At 72.2% G+C, this 26,219-nt stretch carries 18 protein-coding genes and 1 riboswitch; of the genes, 11 read left to right on the top strand and 7 right to left on the bottom strand.

The features are described 5' to 3' along the window. Positions 1-2: 2 nt before the first annotated feature. A riboswitch (cyclic di-AMP (ydaO/yuaA leader) is annotated at positions 3-162 on the bottom strand. A gap of 213 nt (positions 163-375) precedes the next feature. Continuing rightward, positions 376-1,062 (bottom strand): metal-dependent transcriptional regulator, encoded by a 687-nt coding sequence (locus GVV75_RS04015; RefSeq protein ID WP_159522560.1) that lies wholly within the window; start codon positions 1,060-1,062, stop codon positions 376-378. A gap of 170 nt (positions 1,063-1,232) precedes the next feature. Next, positions 1,233-2,708 carry an NCS2 family permease gene (locus GVV75_RS04010; RefSeq protein WP_175994067.1) on the bottom strand — a complete coding sequence of 492 codons (1,476 nt, stop codon included), beginning with the start codon at positions 2,706-2,708 and terminating at the stop codon, positions 1,233-1,235. An 84-nt stretch (positions 2,709-2,792) separates the two neighbouring features. Here GVV75_RS04010 and GVV75_RS04005 point away from each other — a divergent pair, with 84 nt between their 5' ends. Both GVV75_RS04005 and GVV75_RS04000 read left to right on the top strand, forming a co-directional pair. After that, entirely contained in the window at positions 2,793-3,755 is a 963-nt protein-coding gene (locus GVV75_RS04005) for an NAD(P)-dependent oxidoreductase (protein ID WP_159813584.1), read from the top strand. After that, entirely contained in the window at positions 3,752-5,047 is a 1,296-nt protein-coding gene (locus GVV75_RS04000; RefSeq protein WP_236266050.1) for a TIGR04053 family radical SAM/SPASM domain-containing protein, read from the top strand. The genes GVV75_RS04005 and GVV75_RS04000 overlap by 4 nt, the downstream gene beginning before the upstream one ends. Here GVV75_RS04000 and GVV75_RS03995 read toward each other — a convergent pair. Both GVV75_RS03995 and GVV75_RS03990 read right to left on the bottom strand, forming a co-directional pair. After that, entirely contained in the window at positions 4,988-6,304 is a 1,317-nt protein-coding gene (locus GVV75_RS03995) for a DUF3027 domain-containing protein (RefSeq protein ID WP_236266049.1), read from the bottom strand. The two genes, GVV75_RS04000 and GVV75_RS03995, sit on opposite strands and share 60 nt — an antisense overlap. Positions 6,305-6,386: 82 nt before the next feature. Next, positions 6,387-8,489: a helicase-associated domain-containing protein gene (locus tag GVV75_RS03990; protein WP_159813582.1), complete on the bottom strand. Its 2,103-nt coding sequence runs from the start codon at positions 8,487-8,489 to the stop codon at positions 6,387-6,389. Positions 8,490-8,765: 276 nt separating this feature from the next. Here GVV75_RS03990 and GVV75_RS03985 point away from each other — a divergent pair, with 276 nt between their 5' ends. Next, a complete protein-coding gene (locus GVV75_RS03985) occupies positions 8,766-9,041 on the top strand; it encodes a hypothetical protein (protein WP_201288698.1) in 276 nt (91 codons plus the stop codon). Between the two features lie 69 nt (positions 9,042-9,110). Further along, positions 9,111-10,808 (top strand): DNA repair helicase XPB, encoded by a 1,698-nt coding sequence (locus GVV75_RS03980; protein ID WP_159813580.1) that lies wholly within the window; start codon positions 9,111-9,113, stop codon positions 10,806-10,808. 50 nt (positions 10,809-10,858) lie between these two features. On the opposite strand, the gene GVV75_RS10255 is transcribed toward GVV75_RS03980, so the two are convergent. Next, the gene (locus GVV75_RS10255) at positions 10,859-14,152 is read right to left on the bottom strand and encodes a GDSL-type esterase/lipase family protein (protein ID WP_159813578.1); all 3,294 of its coding nucleotides are present in this window, start codon (positions 14,150-14,152) and stop codon (positions 10,859-10,861) included. Positions 14,153-14,380: 228 nt separating this feature from the next. On the opposite strand from GVV75_RS10255, the gene GVV75_RS03970 reads away from it, so the two are divergent. The 7 genes from GVV75_RS03970 to GVV75_RS03940 all read left to right on the top strand — a co-directional run bounded on the left by GVV75_RS03970 (position 14,381) and on the right by GVV75_RS03940 (position 22,675). Next, the gene (locus GVV75_RS03970; RefSeq protein WP_236266048.1) at positions 14,381-16,528 is read left to right on the top strand and encodes a TPM domain-containing protein; all 2,148 of its coding nucleotides are present in this window, start codon (positions 14,381-14,383) and stop codon (positions 16,526-16,528) included. Between the two features lie 57 nt (positions 16,529-16,585). Next, a complete protein-coding gene (locus GVV75_RS03965) occupies positions 16,586-17,443 on the top strand; it encodes a PspA/IM30 family protein (protein ID WP_159522552.1) in 858 nt (285 codons plus the stop codon). Between the two features lie 179 nt (positions 17,444-17,622). Then, positions 17,623-18,243, top strand: a complete 621-nt coding sequence (locus GVV75_RS03960; protein WP_159522550.1) for a nuclease — start codon at positions 17,623-17,625, stop codon at positions 18,241-18,243. An 89-nt stretch (positions 18,244-18,332) separates the two neighbouring features. After that, a complete protein-coding gene (locus GVV75_RS03955) occupies positions 18,333-19,085 on the top strand; it encodes a response regulator transcription factor (protein ID WP_159522548.1) in 753 nt (250 codons plus the stop codon). Further along, a complete protein-coding gene (locus GVV75_RS03950; protein ID WP_159624033.1) occupies positions 19,085-20,611 on the top strand; it encodes a sensor histidine kinase in 1,527 nt (508 codons plus the stop codon). The genes GVV75_RS03955 and GVV75_RS03950 overlap by 1 nt, the downstream gene beginning before the upstream one ends. A 169-nt stretch (positions 20,612-20,780) precedes the next feature. Next, entirely contained in the window at positions 20,781-22,091 is a 1,311-nt protein-coding gene (locus GVV75_RS03945) for a hypothetical protein (RefSeq protein WP_159717306.1), read from the top strand. A 290-nt stretch (positions 22,092-22,381) separates the two neighbouring features. Beyond that, positions 22,382-22,675 carry a WXG100 family type VII secretion target gene (locus GVV75_RS03940; protein ID WP_159522542.1) on the top strand — a complete coding sequence of 98 codons (294 nt, stop codon included), beginning with the start codon at positions 22,382-22,384 and terminating at the stop codon, positions 22,673-22,675. A gap of 111 nt (positions 22,676-22,786) precedes the next feature. Here GVV75_RS03940 and groL read toward each other — a convergent pair whose 3' ends face one another. Both groL and GVV75_RS03930 read right to left on the bottom strand, forming a co-directional pair. Then, positions 22,787-24,406, bottom strand: a complete 1,620-nt coding sequence (gene groL, locus GVV75_RS03935) for a chaperonin GroEL (protein WP_159522540.1) — start codon at positions 24,404-24,406, stop codon at positions 22,787-22,789. A gap of 266 nt (positions 24,407-24,672) precedes the next feature. Next, positions 24,673-26,211 (bottom strand): glycoside hydrolase family 15, encoded by a 1,539-nt coding sequence (locus GVV75_RS03930; RefSeq protein ID WP_159717304.1) that lies wholly within the window; start codon positions 26,209-26,211, stop codon positions 24,673-24,675. Positions 26,212-26,219 lie beyond the last annotated feature (8 nt).

Genomic DNA, 26,219 nt, shown 5'->3' with positions numbered 1-26,219 from the left:
GGATTTTCTCCTGGAGAGCCGTCGAGGTTAGCTGTCGGGTTCGGGCTGGAGACGCCCTACCCGCCGAGGCGGGATTCACCCCAAGGAGGAGCGAGCGCGAGGCTCGTTCTCATCCGGGGAATGGTTCCCCCGTCCCTGCCGGTGATCTGGGTGGGAATCAGGAGTGAGGGGCGCCGGCAGGGTTTGGCTCCGCCCGTCTCTCCACAACCGGGGCATCGGCTGCACCGCTGACACTAGTCGAAGTCCCGCGCCAGAGTGAAGCCTTGATGTCCGCGACCCCGTGTGGCATCCCTCTCCTAGGGGCCCCATAGGCATATTCACACTGGTCAGGCCCACTGACGGCCTGACCGGCCGCGGGCGCTCACGACCCGGGCTTCAGACAGCGGGAGCGCCCTGCTCCAGGAAGAGGTGGCGGGCGACATCGTCCGGCAGCACGATCGGCATGCCCGTGGGCCCCACGATGCGCACACCCCCGGCCGATCCGCGCAGCTCCACGCGCGCGCCCGCGCAGATCCCTGCGTCCTCCATCCGGCCCAGGAGCTCGCCGTCGGCCTGGATCGGCTCGCCGATCCGGCGCACGACGGCGGATCCGACGCCGTCGCGGACCGCGCGGTTGGCGCTTGACTCGTCTTTCCCCGGCGCGGGGTGGTCGGCTCGCCTGCCGGGGATGGGATTGCCGAAGGGATCGGTGGCCACGTCCCCGAGGATCTCGGCGAGCCGGTCCTCGACCCTCTCGCTCATCACATGCTCCCAGCGGCAGGCCTCGTCGTGGATGTAGCGCCGATCGACGCCGACGACGTCGAGCAGCAGCCTTTCAGCAAGGCGGTGCTTGCGGATCACCTCCGTGGCCCGGCGCCGGCCCTCCTCGGTGAGTTCCAGTGAGCGGTCCTCCGTGACCCTGATGAGCCCGTCGCGCTCCATGCGCGCCACCGTCTGGGAGACCGTGGGGCCCGAGTGGTCGAGACGATCGACGATCCGCGCGCGAAGAGGGGTGACGCCGTCCTCTTCCAACTCGTAGACGGTCTTGAGGTACATCTCGGTGGTGTCGATGAGTTCGCTCATATTCGCTCGCGCCTCCTGCGACGACGGTTCCCCACCCAGGCGGGCGGCCAGGCCCTCGCGCCGCCGCTCTCGTAGGGCGCGGGGACTAGGAGAAGGATATCGGTCACTCGCGCGCGGGGTCCTCCGCGAGCGCGGAGGACCCCGGGGTCGTGCTGGCAGTGCTGGGCGGCTCAGGACAGGCCGAGGATCTCCTTGATAGGCGCCGTCGTGAAGTAGACCGCGAACAGCGCGGCGGTCAGCCACATGAGCGGGTGGATCCTGCGCGCGCGGCCGACGGCGGTCTCGACGAGCACGTAGGTCAGGAAGCCCGCCCCGATGCCGTTGGTGATCGAGTAGGAGAACGGCATCATGATGATGGTCATGAAGGCGGGTATGCCCAGTTCGGGCCGCTTCCAGTCGATGTCGGCCACCTGGGTCATCATGAGGAAGCCGACGACGACGAGCGCGGGGGTGGCCGCCTCGTAGGGGACCATCGCGACGAGCGGCGACAGGAAGACCGAGGCGAGGAACAGGGCCCCGGTGACGACGTTCGCCAGGCCCGTGCGCGCGCCCTCCCCGACGCCCGCCGCGGACTCCACGTAGGAGGTGTTGGAGGACACCGCGCCGACGCCGCCGACGATGGCGCCCACGGAGTCCACCACGAGGATCTCGCGGGTGCGCGGCGGGTTGCCGTTCTCATCGAGGAGGTCCGCCTCGGCGCCGATGGCCACCATCGTGCCCATCGTGTCGAAGAAGTCGGCGAGCATCATGGAGAAGACGAGCAGGACGATCGACACGACGCCCGCCTTCTCGAAGGAGCCCAGCAGGGAGAAGTGGCCCAGGCCCGACAGGTTCGGCACGGAGACGGGACTGCCGCTCAACGAGGGGACGCTCAGCGCCCAGCCCGTGGGGTTGGAGCCCTCCTCGAAGGCGCCCAGGCCCTGGATGGCCTCGATGATGACGGCCAGGAGCGTGGCGCTGACGATGCCGATGAGGATGGCGCCGCGGACCTTGCGGATGTGCAGGATGATCGTGAGGAACAGGCCGAGCAGGAAGACGACCACGGGCCAGCCCTTGAGGGAGCCGCCCAGGCCGAGCTCGAGGGGCGTGCCGCCGGCGCGCACGACCTTGGCGTCCACCAGCCCGATGAGGGCGATGAACAGGCCGATGCCCACGCTGATCGCGGTGCGCAGGAAGGGCGGGACGGCCCGGAAGACGGCCTCGCGGAAGCCGGTGAGGACGAGGATGAGGATGATGACGCCCTCGATGACGACGATGCCCATGGCATCGGCGAAGGTCATGCCGTGGTTGCCGACGATCGTGTAGGCGACCATCGCGTTGATGCCGAGCCCGGCGGCCATGGCCAGCGGGTAGTTGGCGACGACGCCCATGAGGATCGTCATGACCCCGGCGATGAGCGCGGTGCCGGCGGCGATCTTCGCCTTAGCGCTGGTCACGTCGCCGTCGCCCGCCAGAGCGCCGCCGAGGATCAGCGGGTTCAGCACGAGGATGTAGCTCATCGTGAAGAAGGTGACGACGCCGCCGCGGAGCTCGCGGGCGACGGTCGAGCCGCGCTCGGTGATGCGGAAGAAGCGGTCGAGGGCTGGCAGGGCGGTGGAGGGGGTGGGGCGTGAGGGCGCGGCGCGCCCGGGAGAAGTGGTGCTCACGTTGCCTCATTGTCACAGACCCCGGCGTCGGCCACGAGACCGTATCAGGAGTCGAAAGCGGCGCGGGCGAACCATAATGGGCCCATGAAGATCCTGCTCACGTCCACCTCCCACCTCGATCCATCGCCGCTGGTCGCCGATGGTCACGAGGTGGTCGTCTTCGATGAGGCCGCCCCGGTTCCTCCCGAGCACCGCGATGCGGAGGCGATGATCCTGTGGGGCATGGGCGGAGCGCGGACCTTGACGGCCCTGCGGGACACGGCCGGCCACATGACAAGCCTGCGCTGGATCCAGACCCTCGCCGCCGGGCCGGACGCCATCCTCGCCGCGGGCTTCCCCGACTCCGTCGCGATCACCACCGGGCGCCACTTCCACGACGCTACGGTGGCCGAGCACACGCTGGCCCTGGCCCTGGCCTGCGCGCGATCCCTGCCCCGGGCGCTGGAGGCTCAGCGCGAGCACCGGTGGGACCGCGAGCTCGGCGGGGCGAAGCCCCTGCACGACCCCGACCGCCTGACCACCCTCATCGGCGCCCGCGCGCTCGTCTGGGGCTTCGGCGCGATCGGCCAGGCCACCGCGCGGCTGCTGACCGCCGTCGGCGCCCAGGTGCGCGGGGTGGCTCGCAGCGCGGGAACGCGGGCGGGCTACGAGGTGATCGCCGTGGACGACATCGACACCGCCCTGCCCACCACTGACCTGCTGGTCTTGATCCTGCCCGCCACGCCGTCCACGGCCGGGGCCCTCGATGCCCGACGGCTGGCCCTGCTGCCCCGGCGCGCCATCGTGGTCAACACGGGACGAGGATCCACGGTGGACACGCCCGCGCTGAACGCCGCGCTGCGCGAGGGGCGGATCGCCGCCGCCGGCCTGGACGTCACCCATCCGGAGCCGCTCCCAGCCGATTCCCCGCTCTGGGACGCCCCGAACCTCATCCTCACCCCGCATGGCGCGGGCGGGCGCCCCGTGGGAGCGATGGAGCGGATCGTGCGCAACGCCAGGATCGTGGCCAACTCGCCCGCCGGCGAGCCGATCGAGGGGCTGTCATGACGCCGTCGCCCACGGCCCCCGCCCGGCGCCCCTCCGCCCGGCCGGTGCGCGTCCAGCGTCATGATCCCGCCCAGCGCCCGATGCTCGTCACCTGGGAGGCCACCCGCGCCTGCGCCCTGGCCTGCCGCCACTGCCGAGCCGAGGCCGTGCCGCTGCGCAGCCCCTTCGAGTTGGGCCTGGATGAGGCGAAGGCGCTCATGGATGAGGCGGCCGCCTTCGGCAAGCCCGCCGTCATTTTCATCATCACCGGGGGCGACTGCTTCGAGCGGCCGGACCTGGCCGAACTGGCCGCCTACGGGACGGAACTGGGGCTGCATGTGGCGCTCTCGCCGTCGGGGACGGATAAGCTCACCAAGGAGGCGCTCGCCGAGTTGCAGGAGGTGGGGGTCAACGTCATCTCCCTGTCCGTCGACGGCGCCACCGCCACCACTCATGACTCCTTCCGGGGGCTGGAGCGCACCTTCGACCGCACGATCGCCGGCTGGGAGGCGGCCCGCGAGTTGGGAATGAAGGTGCAGATCAACTCCGTGGTGGCGCGCCACAACGCCCATGAGCTGCCGGATATCGCGGCGCTCGTGCGCGAGCACGGGGCGATGACCTGGTCCGGGTTCCTCCTGGTGCCCACGGGGCGCGGCGTCGACTTGGGCGCTCTGGACGCCGATGAGGTGGAGGACGTGCTCGGCGCCTTCTACGACATGGGCGAGGCCGTCCCCGTGCGCACCACCGAGGGGCACCACTTCCGGCGCGTGTGCTTCCAGCGACAGGTCCTCGCCGATCGGGGCGTCCCCGAGGAGGAGATGATGCGGATCATGGGGTACGGGCCCCTGTACCGCCAGTTGCGCGAGCGGATCACCGAACTCGGGCTCGACTCGGGGCCCCGGCGGCGGCGTCCGCCGATCACCGTGAGCTCGGGCAGCGGCTTCGTGTTCGTCTCCCACACAGGGGAGGTGACGCCCTCGGGCTTCCTGGAGAAGAGCGCCGGGAACGTGCGCGACTCCTCCCTGACCGAGATCTACCGCCGCTCCGAGGTGTTCACCGGCGTGCGCGACCCGGGGCTGCTGAAGGGCCGTTGCGGCGCCTGCGAGTACAAGGCCGTGTGCGGCGGCAGTCGGGCGCGCGCCTACAACACGACCGGCGATCTCCACGCGGAAGACGCCTCCTGCAACTACCGCCCCGGCAGCTTCCCCTTCCCCGACGAGGTCGCCGCGCTCATGAGCGGGGTCGGCGGGGGCTCAGGCGCGGGTGGGCATGAGGGCCTCAAGGTCGGCGAGGCTGTTCACGCCGGCCACTGAGTCAGCCGTCTCTTCCTCGGCATCGGGCCCGTCCGAGGGCCCGGCGGGCGCTGCGGAGCGCTCCTGGCCGAGTTCGTCGGCTAGGCCCGCGACGGCGTCGCGCGCGGCGACGGCGCGGTCCTCGCCAGCATCAGCGGTCCCCGGCGCGTCATCGACCGCCGGATCCGCCTCGGCTCCGGGCGCGGCGCCGACGGGGGCCTGCGGGGCCCGCGGGGCCTCATCAGCGGCGGGTTCCGCGGCAGCATCCTCGGCGGAGCCCTCGGCGGCGGGCACCGCCGCCTCCTCGACGGCGCCCCCGGCGATCTCGTCCAACGGAACGCCCCCGCGCAGGTCCTGGCCGTCGGAGCCGACGACCTCGATGCGGCCCTCGTCGACGCGTGAGGGCGTCACCGGCCACTCCGGCCCCTGGTCGGGCACATCGGTCTCGGAGTGGGCGCCGCAGCCGTGGTCGAGGGAGACGACGACGCCGTCGTCGGGGGCCCACTCGTTGGCGCAGATCCCGAAGGCCTGCCGGAAGGGCCCCGCCATGGGGATGAAGAAGCCGCATGTGGAGCAGGTGGCGTGGGCCTTGCGGACGCCGTCGGCATGGGGGCCGTGATCGCCGTCGTACCAGCGCTGGGCGGCGCGCTGGACGCCCTCGGGGCTGAGGACCCGCGCGCGCCCGAGGTCGAGCTCATCGAGGGCGACCCTGTCCCCCTCCTCGTCGCCAGTGGCTTCCCAGCCCGGCTCAAGGCGCTCGTCGGTCTCGCGCAGGGGGAGCCGGTCGGAGCGGCTGACATCCCCGGGGGCCAGGCGGTCCGCCCAGGGCACCCACACGGGGGCGAGAAGCGCGTCCTCGCCGGGCAGCAGTTCGAGCTCGACCACGGTGGCCGTCCGCGAGCGCGGCGCGCGGCTCATCGTGACGGCCCAGCGCCAGCCGCTGTAGCCGGCCAGGGTGCACTCGAAGAGGTGGGTGACGAGGCGCTCGGCGTCCGCGCGGGCGGCCGTGTGGGCCCCGATAGTCTCGGGGATCGTGATCTCCATGAGGGCGGTCCGCGCGAGCTCGACGGCGGTCGCGCTGGTCAGCGTGCGGTCCTTGGCGGCGAGGGCGGCCTGGGACGCCGTGGGCAGCGAGCCCCCGCGGACCAGGGCGGCGGTGGCGGGGTCGGCGGCGGTCCCGACGCTCCCCCGGGGGACCTCGGGGGCCTCAGGGCTCTGCGGGGTCGCGCTCATCTCGGGGGAGGTCGCGCCTGCCACGGCGCTCTCGGTTCCAGTCACGCGCCCCAGTGTAGAGGGGGTGTCCACGCCCCGCCCGCCAGCGCTCCCGTCGCGGGACGCGCCCCAGAGGCCCGGGGGCCGGTCAGTCCCGGCTGAGCGGCTCCACGGAGACGATGCGGTGGACGGCGACGGTCAACTCGGTCTCACGCGCGACATCGGCGAGCCTGACCCGCCCGGGCTCGACGGAGCGCACTCGCACCCGCCTGTCCTGGACCTCGCCGTCGGGTCCCGCCAGGCGCAGGCGCAGCAGGGAGCGGTTGGCCTGGCCCTGCCGCAGGACCGCTAGGGCGTGTACGGGGTCGCTCGCGGCAACGGCCGGCCCGGCGGCGTCGAGGGCCTCCTGGCCGGCGCGCATCCTGCCGACCATGACGGCGAGTTCCCGGCTGGCGGGGGCGCGGCGCCGGGAGGCGATGACGTGTCCCGGCCGGGTGGGCTCGGGCGCGGCGCCCCGGCCGCGCGCGCCAGCGGCACCGCCCGGGGCGCCGTCGATGACGAGGCGGCCCTGCCCGTCCTCCAGGACGGGAGCGAGCCCCGCGGCCCGCAGCTCGCGCAGGACCTGCCCGGCGCTGGCGGTCGCGGTGATGATCCCGGGGGCGGCCTCGTCCAGGCCGAGGCCGGCCAGCCGGGGCTCGGCCAGGAGGCCCGCGGCGGCGGCCGGGTCGGGGACGCGCAGGATCGAGGCGATGGGGCGCACGCGGATCGCCCCGTGGCGGCGGGCGGCGTCCTCGACAAGGGCCTCCAGCGCCCCCGGCAGGGGGGCGGGGCTGTAGGCGCCGAGCGCGTCGAGGAGCTCGGTGGCGCTCAGACCAGCGTCGAGGGCGCCTCGCACCGAGTCGGGGGTGAAGCGGAGGGTGAGGGCGCCGCCGCGCGATTCGACGACGGCGCTGCGCTCCAGCAGGGCGGCGAGCGCCGCGACGGGGCGGCCCGGGACGATCGCGGTGAGGTCGGATTGGACCAGCAGCATGGGCACCGGCTCGGGCAGGTCGGCGGCCAGCGCGTCCTCCAGGGGCCCCAGGGAGGCCGGATCCGCCTCGGCGTCCAGGGACTCGCGCTCGGCCAGGGCGCGGCCCGCGCGCGAGAGCGCTCCGGCGCCCGTGATCCCCAGGAGTTCGGCCTCGGCGAGGATCGCGGTGATGGCGCCGTCGGGGATGGGGCGGCGGGGGCGGGCCGCGGTGAGGGTCGCGCGCACGAAGCCGGGGGTGGCGGAGGCGCCGTCGGGCAGCGCGGCCAGGAGGCGCAGGACGCGGTGGCGCAGGGTGCGGGCCCAGGGGGCCTCGGCGGCGTCGCCGAGCACTGCTCTCAGGGCCCCATCCTCACCGCGGCTGCCGACCAGCCACGGGGCGCGGGCGCTGGAGGCCCAGGCGGCGGCGAGGGCGGCCCAGCGCTCGGGCAGGGGCGGGGCGTCGTCGTGGGAGAGCCAGGCCAGGGCGGGGGCGGCGGGGAGCCAGGCGGCGCCGTCGTCGTCGAGGCCGAGGAGGCCCGCGGCGGCGGCGATCTCGATGACGGTGGCGGCCTGGGCGGGGGCCAGGCCGAGGGCCTCAGCGGTGCGGGCCAGGGGGCGCACGCCGACGCCGCCGGCGCGCAGGAGGGGGCCGGGCTCGCGCGACCACTCGCGCAGGAGCGCGGTGACGAGGCGGACGGCCTCCTCGGCTCGCTGGGCGGACTCGGCGGCGATGGCCCGGGGCTCGATGATGGTCAGCGAGTCGGGGCTGGGGCCGGTGAGGCTCTCGGCGGGCGGGGGCCAGGAAGCGGTGCCGGGCGCGAGGGCTTCGGCCAGGCCGGGGGCGGGCCGGTTCGAGATCGTCAGGGCGAGGCGGGAGAGCTGGGAGAGCCGGTCGGTGACGGTGTCGAGGGGCAGGGAGAGACAGTCGGCGAGGATGGCGGCGAGGTCATCGACGGCGCCAGCGGGCCCTGCCAGCCCGGCGACGGGGCCGACGAGGCCCTCGGCGACGGCGATGGCGGCCGCGTCGAGCTGGGCGAGGGCGAGATCGGTGCTGGTCCGCCCGGCGGCGCGGGCCGCGAGCGCGGTGAAGGAGGGCGAAGGCGGAGAGAGGAGGTCGGGGCGGGCCAGGAGGAGGGCGGCGATCTCCCGGTCGGGCAGGCCGGTCAGGCGCGCGGCCAGGTCCTCCACCGTCGCTGGGCCTGGTGCGCTTGCCTCGCGCCGCTGCTCCTCCTCACCGCTCATCCCACCAACGGTACAGCCCCGCGCCACCGGGCCCCGCGCCCACTACTTCTACAGTGATATAGAGGCGTATACACGTGTATCTGAAAACAATATATCTTCCATAGACCTTTAGATTCGGAGGACTTCATGGCCCCCATGCTCAACCCCTACGTCCCCTGAGCGACCTCGCGCGCCCCTCCGAAGGACATCTCGCTCGCAGCCGCGGAGGCGGGCAGCGGGCTCGCGCTCCTCATCGACGAGGCACAGGACCTCTCAGCCGAGGATCTCACCACGTTGGTGGCCGTCTCCCACGCCGCCGCCCAGGACGACTGGCCGGTGCTCTTCGCGCTCGCCGATCCGGCCACGGCGGAGGGCGTGACGTGGGACGACGACGCTCTGTCACACGTCGTGGACCGCTCCGGGCGCTACCCGTACTTCATCCAGCAGTTCGGGCAGGAGGCGTGGAACGCCGCATCCGGCACACGCATCGACGCTCGGGCGGCTGAGCTCGGCGTCGTCGCCTTCACCGTCCCGGGCATGGCCGAATTCATCTCCCGGCAGCACGGCGAATAGGGGTCGGCTCCACGGACGCGGGCGGGCGCTCATACCCTCCTTGGCGCCAGGAGCGCGATACTCACCCCCATGCCCACCACGCCCAACCCATCCGCTCCCCCAGCCCCGGACGGCCCGCTCATCGTCCAGAGCGACCGGACGGTCCTGCTCGAGGCCGCCCACCCGGCCGCCGACGACGCCCGCCGCGCCATCGCGCCCTTCGCCGAGCTGGAGCGGGCCCCCGAGCACATCCACACCTACCGGATCACGCCCCTGGCGCTGTGGAACGCGCGGGCCGCGGGCCTGGACGCGGAGACGGTCGTCCACGTGCTCGTCACCTACTCCCGCTTCCCCGTCCCCCACGCCCTGCTCACCGAGATCGCCGAGACGATGGGGCGCTACGGGCGCCTCCAGCTGGTGGCGGATCCCGCGCACGGGCTCGTCCTGCGCGCCACCGACTCCCCGGTCCTGGAGGAGGTCCTGCGCTCCAAGCGGACCGCGGGGATGCTCGGGGAGCGCCTGGGGGACGCCGACGTCGTCGTCCATCCCTCTGAGCGAGGTCGCCTCAAGCAGGCCCTCATCAAACTGGGCTGGCCCGCGGAGGACCTCGCGGGCTACGTCGACGGCGAGGCCCACCCGATCACGCTGGTCGAGGACCCGGCCGGCGCGGCCGCAGGCTCCCCGGGGGCCTTCGCGCTGCGCCCCTACCAGCGCCAGGCGGTGGACGCCTTCTGGTCGGGGGGCTCCGGCGTCGTCGTCCTTCCCTGCGGGGCGGGCAAGACGCTCGTGGGCGCGGCGTCGATGGCGCGCTCATCCACCACCACTCTCATCCTGGTGACCAACGCGGTCTCGGCGCGCCAGTGGAAGGAGGAGCTCATCCGCTTCACCACCCTCACCGCCGACGAGATCGGGGAGTACTCGGGGGCACGCAAGGAGGTCCGGCCCGTCACCATCGCCACCTACCAGGTGCTCACCATGAGACGGAAGGGCACCTACCCGCACCTGGACCTGCTCGACGCGCGCGACTGGGGACTCATCGTCTACGACGAGGTCCACCTCCTGCCCGCTCCCGTCTTCCGCATGACGGCGGACCTCCAGGCGCGCCGCCGCCTGGGGCTGACAGCCACGCTCGTGCGCGAGGACGGGCGCGAGGATGAGGTCTTCAGCCTCATCGGGCCCAAGCGCTACGACACTCCCTGGAAGGACCTGGAGAACCAGGGGTGGATCGCTCCGGCAGTGTGCACGGAGGTCCGCCTCACCCTCGACGCCGGGGAGCGGATGTCCTACGCCACTTCGGAGTTGGAGGACCGCTACCGGCTGGCCGCCACCAGCCCGCGCAAGCGGGATGTGGTCGAGCGGATCCTGGCGCGCCATCGGGGCGAGGAGGCGCTCGTCATCGGCTCTTACGTCGACCAACTCGAGGATCTGGCCGAGCACCTGGGCGCGCCGATCATCACCGGGGCGACGACGGTTCGCCAGCGCCAGCGCCTCTACGACGACTTCCGGGCGGGCAAGGTCCCCGTACTCGTGGTCTCCAAGGTCGCCAACTTCTCCATCGACCTGCCCGGCGCCTCCGTGGCGGTACAGGTCAGCGGCTCCTTCGGGTCGCGCCAAGAGGAGGCGCAGCGCCTGGGGCGGATCATGCGCCCCAAGTCCGACGGCCGCCAGGCGCACTTCTACACCGTCGTCGCGCGCGACACCAAGGACCAGGAGTTCGCCGCCCACCGCCAACGCTTCTTAGCCGAGCAGGGATACGCCTACGAAATCGTCGAGGCCGACGACCTGTGACAGGAGGGCGGGTCGGGGCGCTCGCGCGTCCCGACCCGCCCTGGCTCCCGTCAGCCGATCCACCTCCCGGACTCGGAGAATCGGTGCCAGTCGGGCCCCAGCTTGCGCCAGCCGGTGACCATCGCACCGTCATCGCCCAGGTAGTACCAGTCGGGCCCGTGCTTGAGCCAACCGGTGACCATCGCACCGCTGTCACCCAGGTAGTACCAGTGGGGCCCGTGCTTGAGCCAACCAGTGACCATCGCGCCGCTGTCACCCAGGTAGTACCAGGCATCACCGTCACGCTGCCAGCCGGTGACCATCGCACCGTTGTCACCCAGGTAGTACCAGTTGCCCGCGTCGAGCGCCCAGCCCGTGCGCATCGTGCCAGCGCTGTCCAAGAGGTACCAGGTGCCGCGATCATTGAGCCATCCGGTGGCCCAGGAGCCGTCCGCGCGCTGGAACCCCCACGTCCCGTCGGGTTGGAGGACCCAGTGATCCGTGGCCTCCGGCTGGGGGCGCTGCGGCGGTCGTGGCGCATCACCCTGCCCTTGGGCACTGGCCTCGCCCGAGGCCACTCGGACCGGGGAGCCGGTCCGGTACGCGACGGCCGTGGCGACGTAGGAGGAGGCATTGGGGAGGCTCTCGAAGACGGCCTCCGCCTGCCCCGCTGGGACCACGCGGGTGACCGACCAGCCCTCATCCTTCCCGGAGACCGTGACAGCGATGTCGCCGATCGCGCCGACCTGCGGCCGCGTGAACGGCTGGAGGTCAACGGTAGCCGTGGTCCCCGAGGCGGCCGCGCTGGTCGTGATCCCCGGCGCGGGCGCCTGGGCCGCCGAGATGGCCGGCTCGTACTGGAGCGCGGCCTGCTCATTGTCGGGGGCCCACAGGCCGAGGGCACTCAGGAAGAGCCTGGCCATGTAGCGCTGGCCGTTGAACCCGGGGTGCAGGTTGTTGCCCATGAGGATCTGGTCGACCTTGTTGGCGTCCGCGGGGTCGCTGATGAGCCAGGGGTAGCGCTCCGCGGATTCCTGCCATCGGGTGAACTGATCGACGACGATGAGCCCGTCGTCCTCGGCGCCGAACTGCTTCATGATGGCGACATAGGGCTTGACCCGCTCACTCCTGCTGCCCGGCGTCGGGGTGCGCAGGATGATGACCGCGTCGGGGTTCTTCGCCCGGATGCGCTCGATGATGGTCCGGAGGTTCTTCCGGTAGGTCTCGGGAGGCGTGGCCGCACTGGCGGAGTCATTCGTGCCGATCATCAGGGAGACGACGTCGGCCGGGTAGTTGTCCAGGCGCGGCCCGATCTGCGCCAGAGTCTCAGCGGTGTCGGCCCCGGACACGGCGGTGTTGACCACCACGTCATCCTTGCGGCCCAGGACCTCATGGACGTACTTCTCCACGACCTGGGGGACGGCGTCGTAGCCCTTGGTGTGCAGCGCCCCGTGGGTGATGGAATCCCCCATGAACAGCCAGGTCAGGGGGCGCCCCTGCCCCAACTTGCCAGAGAGCCTGTCGATCGGCGAGACGACGGCGGGGCTGAAGGAGCCCGATGCGAGCTCGCCGCGAAGCGTCGCCAGCCGCTGGGCGCCGTCGGTCGAGGCGGTGGTGATCTCCACGCGCCCGGCGTTCGGCAGGCCGCGAAGCAATGCGGTGCCCCCGGCGTCCACCGTGGCGGAGGAGAGCGTCGTGCCGACCTTCGGCGGGGCGAGGTCGGCGTCCTCATCGGACAGGATCACCCGGGCCTCGACGCGCCAGCGCCCACCGACCTCCTGGGGGATCGAGACCGACAGAGAGCCGGAGCGGAGGGAGGCGGTCGGCGCCTCGGCCCTGAAGGCCGCGGGCGCGGGGCTCTCCTTGCGGTCGAGGGTCACGCCCCTCCCGGGGAAGGCGGTGGGCAGGCCGATCGTCGCATCGGCGAGCTGGCGGCCCAGAATGAGGTGGCCCTGGGCCGTGAGCGTGGAGTCGGCCCTCAGCCCCGCGGAGGCGAAGGCGCTGTCGGCCTTGGTCTGGGAGAAGTGGTCCACGACGATGATCCTGCTGTGGATCGCGGGCTTGGCCGCGTACTCGTTGATGACGTCCTTCGCGGCCGCCGCGTAGCGCTCAGCGAGGTCAGCCTTCTCCTTGGGCCGGTAGGGGAGTTGGACGACGGCGAAGGCGCCGGATCGCACGGCGACCGCCTTGTCGATGAACTGCCGGAGAGCGCCCTGGAAGGCGGGCACCCCGGCCTCACCGGCGGCGTAGTCGTCAGGGCTGATGAGGTAGGCGGTGGCCTTCGGTCTCAAGGGCGCGACCCGGGTGTCGAAGTCCGCCACGACGTCGGACAGGACCGCGCCGGGGCGGGCCAGGTTGACGGTGTAGCGCTGCCTCGCGTGGAGCTTGTTCCCACTCTGGGCCCGGTCCCAACGGATGTACTCCTCGAACTGGCCGACGTAGTTACGGGCCCCTCGCGTCTGCGAGAAGCCACCGGCGACGTCGGATCCCCCGGTGAACGCCCAGGTGTTGTCCGGGGAGTCGTCGAAGAGCTCGGCGCGCGCCGAGCCGAGGCCGTCCGAGCGGGCGCCGGCGAGCGTGATGGTCTTGGCGTCCTCATCGGACACCGCCTGCGAGGTCACCATGACATCGGAGATTTCGCCGGTGAAGCCATGGCGCACCGCCCCGTCGGCCTCCCGGTAGCCGCCGACACTCACCTCATTGATCTCGGTGAGGGCGCTGAGCAGGCCGTCGAAGGCGGCGTTCGTGGTGCTGAACACCTCGCGCCCGTCAACCGTCAGGCGCATCGCCTTGGCGTCGGTCGAGCTGAAGGCCGCCATGTGCCACTGATCGCGCCCCGCCCCGAGGGGCGACTCGGCCTGGACCTGCGGGAGGGCGTAGCGCACGACGCCCCCGTCCTTCTTGACGAAGAACGACGCGACGTCCGGCACCCGATCGAGCTCCTTGCCGGGCGTGGATCCCAGGGCGGCCCCGGCCTTCCTGGCGCCCAGGAGGAGCCCGGGCGCATTGGCCCCCTGGCTGCGGAAGCGGATGAAGACGGTGCCATGGCGCAGTCCTCGCAACCGCTCGGCGCGATCATCGAGGCTGAGGGCCCTGGTGCCGTCGAAGCGGGAGTCCTGGCCGGTCATGGCGATGGAGACCTCGGCACTCGCTTTGAGCGGCTCAAGGAGCGGGTTGTCGTGGGTCGGCTGGCCGACGGCCGCCGCGGCCTGCTGTCGCGGTTGGCCGTCGTGGACCTCCCCGGCGGCCGCGGGCGAGGGGGTGAGGATCATCGCCAGCGCCAGGGCGGCAGTGGCGAGGACCCTGGGGGGCCTGGCGGACACGAGCGGGAGGGCGGCATTGCGCCGCTTCGATCTGTACAGCATGACATCGTTGTCCTTACTATGCGCGTGGGAACTCAGGGTGGCAGATGGGGAACCCTGGGCGCCGGGGATCGTAGCATTCATCCGACGTCCGACCGGACGGGGTGTCATCCGCCGCCTATCGAGACCGAGCCCCGAAGCCCTTCAAAGCCGGCCGCCCGCGAGCGGATCGCTCAGGCGTGGGCGAAACGAGTTGCCCTAGGCGCGCTCCGACGGAGACGATGGACCGCGATGCTATCGACAGCCCGCCCCTCGCGCCGCCCGTGTCACGCTCCGCGCCTGGCCATCCCGATCCTCCTCGCCCTGGGCGCGGGGGCCCTCGTCGCGCCCACCGCCACCGCCCAGGCGCCGGCATCCACCGCCATCAGCGGTCCCGCCGCGATGACGGCCGGGGCTCTGGCATCGGGCTCCACGGCCAGGGGGGCGGCCGCCCGCGTCGTCGACGGCGCGAACATCCTGGACGACGCCGCGGCCGCCTCCGCCGTCGAGAAGGCCGCGAAGGACGGCATCACCCTGTCGATCCTCACGGCCACCGATGAGACGAGCAAGGCCGAGGCCCTGGCCAAGAAGGAGTGGCGCGCCAAGGGCATGGGGGCCTCCAACGCCCTGCTCGTCATCAACATGCCGGCTTCGGGCTCGAACTCCTACTACCTGGCCACGGGCAGCGACATCCCGGCCTCCAAGCGCAGCGAGCTGGGCAGCGAGATCGGCTCCTACATGCGCTCCCGCGACTTCGACGGCGCCGTCGCCGCCCTTCCGGGGCTCCTGGCCAAGGCCAAGGGCGGGAGCAGGAGCGGGACCGAGGGCTCATCGGGCGGGTCGGCCACGGGCCTGGTGCTGCTGGCGGGCGGGGGCGCGGCCGCCGCGGGGGCGGCCGCCTACGCCGTCTCGCGCCGCCGCAGGTCGGGAGCCTCATCCCCCCAGGAGGACAACGTGTTCTGGAATCGCAAGAAGAGGGCGCCTGAGCCGGTCGGTCCGGTGCCCCTGGACCAGCTCATCGCCCAGGCGGGCGCCGCCCTGGTGACCGCTGATGACGCGATGCGCGCCGCTGACGAGGAACTGTCCTACGCCCAGGCGCAGTTCGGCCTGTCCGCGACCGACTCCTTCACCGAGGCGCTGGGCCAGGCCAAGGCCCACCTGAGCCGCTGCTTCGAGCTACGCAAGATCCTCGACGACGACATCCCCGAAACCGAGGCCCAGCAGCGCCAGATGTACGGGGAGATCCTCGACCGCTGCCAGCAGGCCATGGGCGCGATCCGGGCGCAGAACCAGCTCTTCGAGGAGCGGCGCGGCATCGAGTCCGCCCTGCCGACCTCCATGTCCGAGACCGCCCAGCGCGCTGACGAGACCGAGCAGGCCATCACCATGGCCAAGACGCTCCTGGTGACGCTGCGCGCCACCTACCCCGCCTCAGCGCTCACCTCGGTCTCCGAGGCGCCCGCGCGCGCCGAGAGGCTGCTGGCCGCGGGCCGCACCGCCCTGGAGCAGGCCAGGGCCAGCGCCGACGCCGGGCAGCAGTCCACCGCCGTCGAGCAGGTGCGCATCGCCCAGGGCTCGATTGCCCAGGCCGGCACCCTCGCGGCCCAGGTGACCAGCGCCAATGCTCGCTTGAGCACGGCCTCGGCCGACCTCGCGGCGGCGATCGCCTCCCTGTCCTCCGATCTCGTGGACGCCAAGCGCCTGGCCGACCAGGTGCCCAGTGCCACCCTCTCCCCGCTCGTGGCCGACGCCGAGGCCGCGATCGCCGAGGGCCGCGCTGCCTCCGGGAGGGCCAGCACCGACCCGTCCGCCCCGGCCACCGGCGATCAGGTGGTCGGCGACCCCCTGGCTGCACTGGACCACCTCAGCCGCGCCGAGACCGCGATCGACGCCGCGCTCGCCCCGGCGCGGGCGAAGGAGGAGAACGACTCGCGGGCCCGCAGCCAGCTGGGCTCGCGCCTGTCGCGCCTCAACTCGCAGGTGCAGTCCGTGACCACCTACATCACCACCCACCGCGGCGCCGTCGGCTCTTCGGCCCGCACCGCCCTGTCCGAGGCGGCCCGCCACGCCTCGGCGGCCACCATCGCTCAGCCCACGGACCCGCAGGCGGCCCTGGCCGAGGTCGCCGCCGGAGAGCCGCTGGTGGCGCAGGCGCAGGCCCTGGCGGAGGCCGATGTGCGCGACGCCGGCAACGCCTGGGGCGCCGGCGCCAGCCACTCCGGGGGATATGGCCGCCGCGGCGGCGGCCTGGACCTCGGCTCGCTCGTGCTCGGAGGGATCCTCATGGGCGGCCTGTTCGACGACGACCGCCCCCACCACATCGGAGGTTGGGGCGGCGGCGACTTCGGAGGCTTCGGCGGGGACTTCGGAGACTTCGGCGGCTCCGGCGGGGACTTCTGAGCCCCTCACCACTGTTCAACCCCATCACCTCAACCACCACCCGAAGGGAACCCCCACATGGCTGAGAAGCAGTCGATCCTGGGCCGCATCGCCCAACTGACCCGCGCGAACATCAACGCCCTCCTCGATCGCGCCGAGGACCCGGAGAAGATGCTCAATCAGCTCGTGCGCGACTACACGAACTCCATCGCCGAGGCCAAGCAGGCGGTCGCCCAGACGATCGGCAATCTGCGCCTGACCGAAAAGGACTACGAGGCCGACGTCGCCCAGGCCAAGGACTGGGGGGCCAAGGCCCTGGCCGCCTCCCGCAAGGCCGACGAGATGCGCGCCGCCGGTGACGCCGCGAGCGCCGACAAGTGGGACTCCCTGGCCAAGGTGGCCATCACCAAGCAGATCACGGCGGAGAGGGAGGCCAAGGAGGCCGAGCCGATGATCGCCTCCCAGCGCCAGGTGGTCGAGCAGCTCAAGACGGGGCTGAACCAGATGGAGGTCAAGCTCGGCGAGCTCAAGTCCCGCCGCGACCAGCTCATCGCCCGCCGGAGGACCGCCGAGGCGCAGGTCAAGGTCCAGGGGGCGATCAGTTCGATCAACGTCATGGACCCCACGTCCGAGCTCTCCCGCTACGAGGAGCAGGTGCGCCGCGTCGAGGCGCAGGCCGCCGGGCAGATGGAGCTGGCGAGCTCCTCCCTGGAGTCCCAGTTCGCCGAGCTGGAGGCCTCAGACACCCAGATCGAGGCCGAGGCCCGCCTGGCAGCCCTCAAGTCCGGCGGCAAGGCGGCGCTGCCCTCCGCGTCCGCCGCCCCCGCCCAGATCACCGATGGGGACGACGCCGTCAACGCCGCCTTCGAGGCCCTCAAGGCCCAGAGCAGGCCTGTCGCCCAGGGCGCCACCGACGAGGACGCTTCCTCGTACTGACGCCCTGGCCAGACGGAGGGGCCGTGGTGGGATTCGGTCCGCGGGGCCGGCATCGGGTCTGGCCGAGGCGCCGGAGGGCGCCCGACGGCCAGGGGGGGGACCGGCCCGCGGATCGAATCCCACCGCCTCAAGCGCATCGCCATGCCCTCACCCATGCGCCGCCCGGCTACCATAGGCGCATGAGCAGCCCCACCTACCTCCTCATCGATGGCGAGAACATCGACGCCACCCTCGGCATGAGCGTTCTCGGGCGCCGCCCCGAGCCCGATGAGCGCCCTAGGTGGGACCGCGTCCTGTCCTTCTGTGACTCCTTGTCAGACGCGACGTCGTCGGACGGCCAGGGCGAGGACGCCCACGGCCTGTTCTTCCTCAACGCCACGAGCGGTCACATGCCGATGGGCTTCATCCAGGCGCTCATGGCGATGGACTACCGCCCGATCCCTCTGTCGGGCTCCGGCGCCGCCGATGAGAAGGTGGTGGACACCGGTATCCAGCGGACCCTCGACGCCTTGGCCGAGCGCCTCGCCGCTCAGCGCGCCGAGGATGCCTCCGCCCGTCTCCAGGTGCTCCTGGGAAGTCACGACGGCGACTACATCCCCCAGGTCGAGCGGCTCCTCGACGGCGGCGCCCAGGTCGGCATCCTGTGCTTCCGTGAGTTCCTCAACTCCCATCTGGCAGCCCTGGAGACCAGGGGCCTGAGGATCCACGACCTGGAGTACGACGTCGACGCCTTCACCTCCGTGCTGCCGCGCATCCGGATCATCCCGCTGCAGGAGTTCGACCCGCTGCAGTTCATCTGAGCGGCGGGCCCAGCGCCCCGAGGCGCCCGCCATCCAGGATTCCCAGCGACCATTCAGAGACCTTCCAGGAATCTTGCGACAATGGGCGCATGGATCTCGACACGCGCACCGGCACGCCTCAGGCATCCACCGAGGCCAAGCTCCTCGTTGTCGACGACGAGCCGAACATCCGCGACCTTCTCGCCTCCTCCCTGCGCTTCGCGGGGTTCGAGGTCGTCACCGCCACCGATGGGAATCAGGCGCTGCGCGCCATCGAGTCCAATGATCCCGACCTCATCGTCCTGGACGTCATGCTCCCGGACATGGATGGCTTCACGGTGGCCAGACGGGTGCGGGAGCGGGAGATCGCCACGCCGATCCTGTTCCTCACCGCCCGCGACGACATGGATGACAAGGTCCAGGGCCTGACGGTGGGCGGGGATGACTACGTCACCAAGCCCTTCGGCCTGGAGGAGGTCGTGGCCCGCATCCGCGCCATCCTGCGGCGCACGAACGCCGTCAACGAGACCGATGACGGCACGCTGCGCGTGGCCGACCTCATCCTCGACGAGGACGCGCACGAGGTCCACCGCGCCGGCGTCGAGGTCGAGCTCTCCCCCACCGAGTTCAAGTTGCTGCGCTACCTCATGATCAACGCGGGGCGCGTGGTCTCCAAGACCCAGATCCTCGATCACGTCTGGGAGTACGACTGGAGCGGGGACGCCGCGATCGTGGAGTCCTACATCTCCTACTTGCGCCGGAAGGTGGACCAGATCGAGGCGATCGACGGCACCACCGTGACGCCCCTCATCCAGACCCGTCGCGGCGTGGGCTACATGCTGCGCGAGCCCAAGGGTGAGTAATGCCGCCATCCCGGAGGCGGGGCCGCTTCCACCCCATCATCGAGTCCAAGCGCTACTGGCACTCCCAACCGCTGCGCACCCGACTGGCGCTCATCACCACGGGCCTGCTCACCGTGGGGCTCCTGGCCACATCCCTGGTCACCACCCAGTTGCTGCAGACCCACCTCATAGGGCAGGTCGATAACCAGCTCAAGGTGACCTCCCGAACGATCGGCGACCGGGGCCTGGAGTACCTCCAGCAGGATGGCAGGAGTTCGCAGGCCCCCACCACCTATTACCTGGAGGCCCAGTACTCCAGCGGCAAGATCGGCCGGATGGTCAATGACAAGACGACGGCGGAGTACGGCATCCCTTCCCTGGGAACCCTGTCGCTGGACAACCGCGAGCCGTTCACCGTCCCCTCCTCGTTGCCGGGCCACTACTGGCGGGTCCTGCCCCTGGAGATCAAGGATCAGGATGGCGACTACGCCGGCATCGTCGCCATCGCGCTGCCACTGCGCAATGTCCGGGACACCGTGGAGCAGACCAGGGTCGTGGTCGCCGTGACGGACGTCGTCGTCGTCCTCGTCGGGGCGGCCCTGGCCACCTACCTCGTCCACCGGTCCTTCGGCCCGCTGCGGCAGATCGAGGGGGTGGCGGGGCGCATCTCCCGGGGGGACCTGTCCGCTCGCGTGCCGGTGACCGAGCCGCCGATGACGGAGGTCGGCTCGCTGCAACAGGCCCTCAACACGATGCTCCAGCAGAACGAGCACGCCTTCTCGGTGCAGGTCACCGCGCAGGTGCGCATGACGCGGTTCGTCTCCGACGCCTCCCACGAGCTGCGCACACCGCTGTCGGCGATCCAGGGCTACGGCGAGCTCTATCGCATGGGCGGCGTGCCCGCGGAACGCACGAGCGAGGTCATGGGGCGCATCGAGTCCGAGGCCACCCGGATGGGCCGCCTCGTCGAGGACCTGCTCCAGCTGGCCCGCATGGATGAGGGCCGCAAGATGGACACCGCCCCCGTCGATCTCACGGCCGTGTGCGCCGGAGCGCTCACGGACATGGTGGTCCTGGCCCCCGAGCGCGACTGCGCGCTGCTGAGGCTCGACGGCGGCCCCGAGGCCCCCCAGCCCCTGACCGTCATGGGGGACCGCGACCGGCTCGCCCAGGTCGTCACCAACCTCCTGGGCAACGTGGTGCGTCACACGCCCGCGGGGACCCCGGTGGAGATCGCACTGGGGCCGATCGGCGGCCGTTCGGCCATCATCGAGGTGCGAGACCATGGGCCGGGCATCGCCCCCGCGGACGCGAGCAAGGTGTTCCAGCGCTTCTACCGGGCGGACACCTCCCGCAACCGGGAGACCGGCGGATCGGGGCTCGGCCTGTCGATCGTCGCCGCGATCGTCCAGCGCCACCACGGGACGATCGGCATCACCCCCACCCCGGGCGGTGGCGCCACGGTGCGCATCGAACTCCCTCTGGCCCAACCCGAGCAGGCCCCCGTGCCAGCGGGCGACGGGCCGCGCGCGGGTAGGCGCGGGTAGGCACGGGTAGGCACGGAGCGCCGCAGCAGGTCAAAGGCCCCCGCGCGGGCCCCGATGGGGAGCGCTGCCCGGGGTGGCGGGTGGAACACGATCGCACTTCGACTTTCCCGCCCCGCAGCCCTACGATGACAACTGTTCTGTAACTCCTGTGAGGCATCGGAGGCATGGCATGGCCGTCATCGACGCGCCGCAGTGGCTGCTCCCCGCCTTCGTGCGCAGCCTCAAGGCCCTGGGCACGACGGCTGATCCGGAGCAGCTCCGCGCTGCCGGTCAGGAGCTCATCGAGCGCTGGTCCACGCCGGACCGCCGCTTCCACAACCTCAAGCACGTCATCGACATGCTCGCCCGCGTGGACGAACTCGCGGATGAGTCCCACTACCCCGATGTCATGCGCATCGCGGCCTGGTACCACGGCTGCGTGTTCTCCGCGGAGACCAAGGAGACCTACCAGCGCAACGGTGGTGAGGACGAGGTCGCCTCGGCCGCCCTGGCCGCCAAGGAGTTGTCGGCCCTGGGCGTCCCGGACGCCACGGTGGATCGGGTCTGCGCCCTCATCCTCAACCTCAAGAGTCATACGCTGCCGGCCAACGACATGGACGCCAGCGCCCTCAATGACGCGGACCTGGGAACCCTCGCCGTCGAGCCGCAGATGTACAAGAAGTACCGGATGGCGGTGCGCGAGGAGTACGCCCACATCCCCGACGAGCGCTATTACGAGGCGCGCCTGGCGATCATCACCCGGCTCCTGGATCGGGACCGCCTCTTCTCCTCGCCCCTCGGTGAGCGCTGGGAGTTGCCCGCCCGGCAGAACCTGGCCGCCGAGAAGAGCAGGATCGAATGCGCCCTGGCGAAGATGCCCGATGGAGGGGCCCTGCCGAGCAACGACCCTGCTGTCGTCCCCGCTCCCGCCGGCGGCGCCGCCGCGCCCACCGCCCCCGAGCCTGGGATGAGGGCCGTCCCGGCTCCCACCGAGGCGACCCCGGCGTCCACGGCTCCGAGCGCCCCGGCGCCCTCGACGGCGGCCCCGGAGCGCATCGAGCCCGCCGAGCCGACGGAGGCCCCAGTGCCTCCGTCCCCCTCACGCCCCGCCGCGCAGGCGCGCCCCGAGGCCGTGCCCTCCTCGGTCCCGCCTGAGCCCCCGGCGGAATCGGGCTCAGTCCCATCGGCGCCGTCCACGCCGTCACCGCACACGCCCCCACGGGGGGTGCCGCGCGCCCGTGAGAGGCAGCGCGAGCATGATGAGCACGCCACCTCGATGGAGACCTGCGCCGAGGACATCGACCGCCTGCTGTCGTCCCCCCGTGCCGGGGAGGTTCCTGAGCCGCGCGGCCGCCAGGCGATGGCCCAGGCGGAGCGCGAGCGCATGGCCGAGCGCCTGCGTCTCAAGACCGAGGAGGCCAAGATCGCTCGCGAGGCCCGTACCGGCGAGTTCATGCCGATTCTCGACGAGATCATCGACGACGGAGCCGGGGGTCTCTGAGCCCCGCGCCCCTGTGCCGCTTAGCGCTCCTCTGAGCGCCTCCTCCGCCCTCGCCCTCGGCGACTTCGTGCTTTTGGTGACGGCCTCGGCGGGAGGGGCGCGAATTAGTCACCACAGGCATGACCTCGCGGGCCAGGGCGTCGCACGACCCCGGGCGCGCAGCACCACAGGCGGCCAGGCGCGGGGTGCCCGGGCTCCCTTGTGGAGGGCGCGCCAGCCCGTCCCCCACGCGCGCCTACCGTGGATCGACGGCGCCGCCCGGCGCCCACCCACGCAGGAAAGGCCCCATCATGCCCATCTTCTCCGTCGACACCCAGGCGGTCTCCGATACCGCCAGCCGGACCGCCACCCGCATCTCCACCATCCAGGCGGAGGTCGACGCCATGAACAGCGACATCGCCACGCTGGAGACCACTTGGTCCGGCACCGCCTCCATGTCCATGAGCGCGGCGGCGGCCTCCTGGCACCTCACTCAATCGCGGGTCCAGAACAGCCTCGACATGCTCCGCGCCGCGCTTGGCATCTCGGCCGACTCCTACTCCAGCGCCGAGTCCGGCAACCAGGCCCTCTTCGCCCCCCAGTGAGCCGCTCCGCGCGACGGCGGGCCGCCCCACTGAGAACCAGTGGAACGGCCCGCCGTCGATGGGCCCAGGGGCTGACGCCCCTGAGAAGTCCCCCGCGTGGGGAGGAGCGGATCAGTACATGCCGCCCATCTCGTCGCCGCCGCCGGCCGGGGCGGCCGGGGGCTCCGGCTTGTCCGCCACGACGGCCTCGGTGGTGAGGAAGAGGCCCGCGATGGACGCGGCGTTCTGCAGAGCGGAGCGGGTGACCTTGACCGGGTCGGCGATGCCGGCCCCGAGCAGGTTCACGTACTCGCCGGTGGCGGCGTTGAGGCCCTCACCGGTGGGCAGGTTGCGCACGCGGTCCACCACGACGCCGCCCTCGTAGCCGGCGTTGACGGCGATCTGCTTGAGCGGGGCCTCCAGGGCGACCTTGACGATCGCGGCGCCGGTGGCCTCGTCGTCGGAGAGCTCCAGGCCCTCCAGGGCGGCGGCGGCCTGGATGAGGGCCACGCCACCACCGGCGACGATGCCCTCCTCCACGGCGGCCTTGGCATTGCGCACGGCGTCCTCGATGCGGTGCTTGCGCTCCTTGAGCTCCACCTCGGTGGCAGCGCCGGACTTGAGGACGGCGACGCCACCGGCCAGCTTGGCGAGGCGCTCGGAGAGCTTCTCACGGTCGTAGTCGGAGTCGGACTTCTCGATCTCGCCGCGGATCTGGGCAACACGGGCCTCGATGGCCTCCTTGTCACCGGCGCCCTCGACGATCGTGGTCTCGTCCTTGGTGACGACGACCTTGCGGGCCTGGCCCAGGTCCTCGATGGTGGCGTTCTCCAGCTTGAGGCCGACGGTCTCGGAGATGACGGTGCCCCCGGTGAGGATCGCCATGTCCTGCAGCATCGCCTTGCGGCGGTCACCGAAGCCGGGGGCCTTGACGGCCACGGACTTGAAGGTGCCGCGAATGCGGTTGACGACGAGGGTGGCCAGGGCCTCGGCCTCGACGTCCTCGGCGACGATCGCCAGCGGCTTGCCGGCCTGCATGACCTTCTCCAGCAGCGGCAGGAGGTCCTTGACGTTGGAGATCTTGGACTCCACGAGCAGGACGTAGGCGTCCTCGAGGACGGCCTCCTGGCGGTCGGCGTCGGTGACGAAGTAGGGGGAGATGAAGCCCTTGTCGAAGCGCATGCCCTCGGTGACCTCAAGCTCGAGGCCGAAGGTGTTGGACTCCTCGACAGTGATGACGCCCTCGTGGCCGACCTTCTCCAGGGCCTCGGCGATGAACTCACCGATCTGGGAGTCGGCGGCGGAGATGGAGGCGGTCGCCGCGATCTCGTCCTGGGTCTCAACGTCCTTGGCGTCGGCGAGCAGGCGCTCGACGACGGCGGCCACGGCCTTGTCGATGCCGCGGCGCAGGGCGATCGGGTTGGCCCCGGCCGCGACGTTGCGCAGGCCCTCGCGCACGAGCGCCTGGGCGAGCACAGTGGCGGTGGTGGTGCCATCACCGGCGACGTCGTCGGTCTTCTTGGCGACCTCCTTGACCAGCTCGGCGCCGATCTTCTCGTAGGGGTCCTCGAGCTCGATCTCCTTGGCGATGGTCACGCCGTCATTGGTGATCGTGGGGGCGCCCCACTTCTTGTCGAGCACGACGTTGCGACCCTTGGGGCCGAGGGTGACCTTGACGGTGTCGGCGAGGACGTTGAGGCCGCGCTCCATGCCGCGGCGGGCCTCCTCCTCGAAAGCGATGATCTTGGGCATTGTGTTCCTCCACTGCGTGGTGGGTGGCTGGTCCGCGCCCGCGACGGACGGATCGACACCGGGCGTTCACGTCACGCCCAGCACCGGCCCTCACGTCCCAGCCGGGTCAATTGTCACTCGAAGGCTCCGAGTGCTAACGGCAATGCTGGCACTCTCGGTGCCCGAGTGCAAGATGCCCGCCGCGCCACGCGCCCGGCTTCCCCCGACGGCGAACCCGCCCCCTTTGGTGGGCGCGCCGAGCAGGCGCCCCGGCGGCCCCGAGTCGGTCAGCCGGCGAGCTCGCCAGCCGCCAGCAGCACGAGCGCGCAGGTCCATGCCAGGGGCGCGGGGCCGGCGGGCCGTCCATCCGACAGGACCTTTTCCGCCAGGGCGCCCGCCGCCGTGCGGTGCGATTCCAACCAGGTCATGAGCTCCTCGGCCTCGGTCCGCTCCCCCAGCGCCGCTGCCGACCATGCCAGGAGCGCTGTCTCCGGGGTCCAGGAGACGCCGTCGTCGCGCCAGCCCGAGCCCGGGGCGAGGCCGCCCGCCGCGCGGCTCATCCGCGCTCGGGCGCTGGCGCGGGCTCGCGCGCTGCCGGCAAGGGCCCGGGTGAAGGGCGGACCGACGAGCGCGATCGCGGCGTCGACGTCGTCATCGCGCACGTGGCGGCCCCATCCGGGGTTGAAGGAGAACTCGATGGCGGCCCGCGTCTGCCCCACCCGCTGGGCGAGCGCCTCGCGGCTCGGGATGGCGGGGGATGAGCCGGTGGTGGGGGCTCCCGTCGGCGCGCCCACCACCGGGCCGACGCGATCAGCCAGGAGCGAGTCCGCGAGCGCCACCGCCCCCTCCAGCCCCAGGAGGACCGGCACGGCCAGGCCGAGGGTGGTCCGCTTCTCGGGCACCTCCCAGTAATCGGGGCCGGCCGGGGGCAGGTGGGAGGGCGTGGAGGTGAGGGTCATCAGTCGGCCGGCGGCCCGGCCGGCGGGATCGGCCAGGTCTTCCAGGTCGGCCGGGTCGGCCGGGTCGGCCGGGTCGGCCGGGTTGAGCGGGGCGCCTCCGCTGGCGGGGACGGCCCCTCCCCCCGCGATGACCCGACCGAGTGCCCAGAGGAACCAGCCCGCACCATCCTCTTGGCGGGGGCGGCCATCCGGCACCTGGCCGACGGCGTCGTAGCGGGCCTCGAATCCGCCGTCGGGCAGTTGCAGCGCGGCGAGCTGGCGGAGGATGGCCAGGGCTTCCTCCCTCAGTCCCACGGCGTCGAGGGCGACGGCCGCGAAGGAGGCGTCGCGCGGCCACACGTAACGCCAAGCGCCCACGGGGCCGGCGACGACGGCGCCCACCGGGAAGCCCTCCGCCTCGGCGGATGGGGCTGCCGCATCCGTGGCGGGCGCGGGCTCGACGGCGAGGGAGGGGCTCGTGAGCGCGAGGAGGTCGGCCAGGGCGTCCGCGGCGAGATCCCGCCACCGGCCCCGCGGAAGGCGGGCGCCGGCGGCGCGCCGCTGGAAGGCGGTGTGGGCTGCGGCGCGCGCGGCGTCGTCGAGGGCCAGGGGGTCGGCGGAGGAGGAGGGCACGCGCGTGCCAGCGAGGTAGTCGACGGAGGCTCCGGGGGCGAGCGGGCGGACGAGGCCGCCGGCCCCGACGGCGAGCCCCTCGCTGAGGAGGGTTGGCTCGGGGCGCGCGGTCAGGCGCGTGATCGCGGGGATGGCCGCGATCGCGCCCCCCGCGAGGAGGGGCAGGGCGATGGCGCTCCGGCGCCGCAGGGTCCCCGTGCCGCGCGACGGCTCCTCAACCGGGGCGGCGGGGTCGGGCGCGCACGCGTCACCCATCAGGCGCT

This window comes from Actinomyces sp. zg328, assembly GCF_009829635.1.
GTDB lineage: Bacteria > Actinomycetota > Actinomycetes > Actinomycetales > Actinomycetaceae > Actinomyces > Actinomyces marmotae.
The sequence above is the reverse complement of the archived record's forward strand: the minus strand, read 5'-3'. Positions and strand labels throughout refer to the sequence as shown.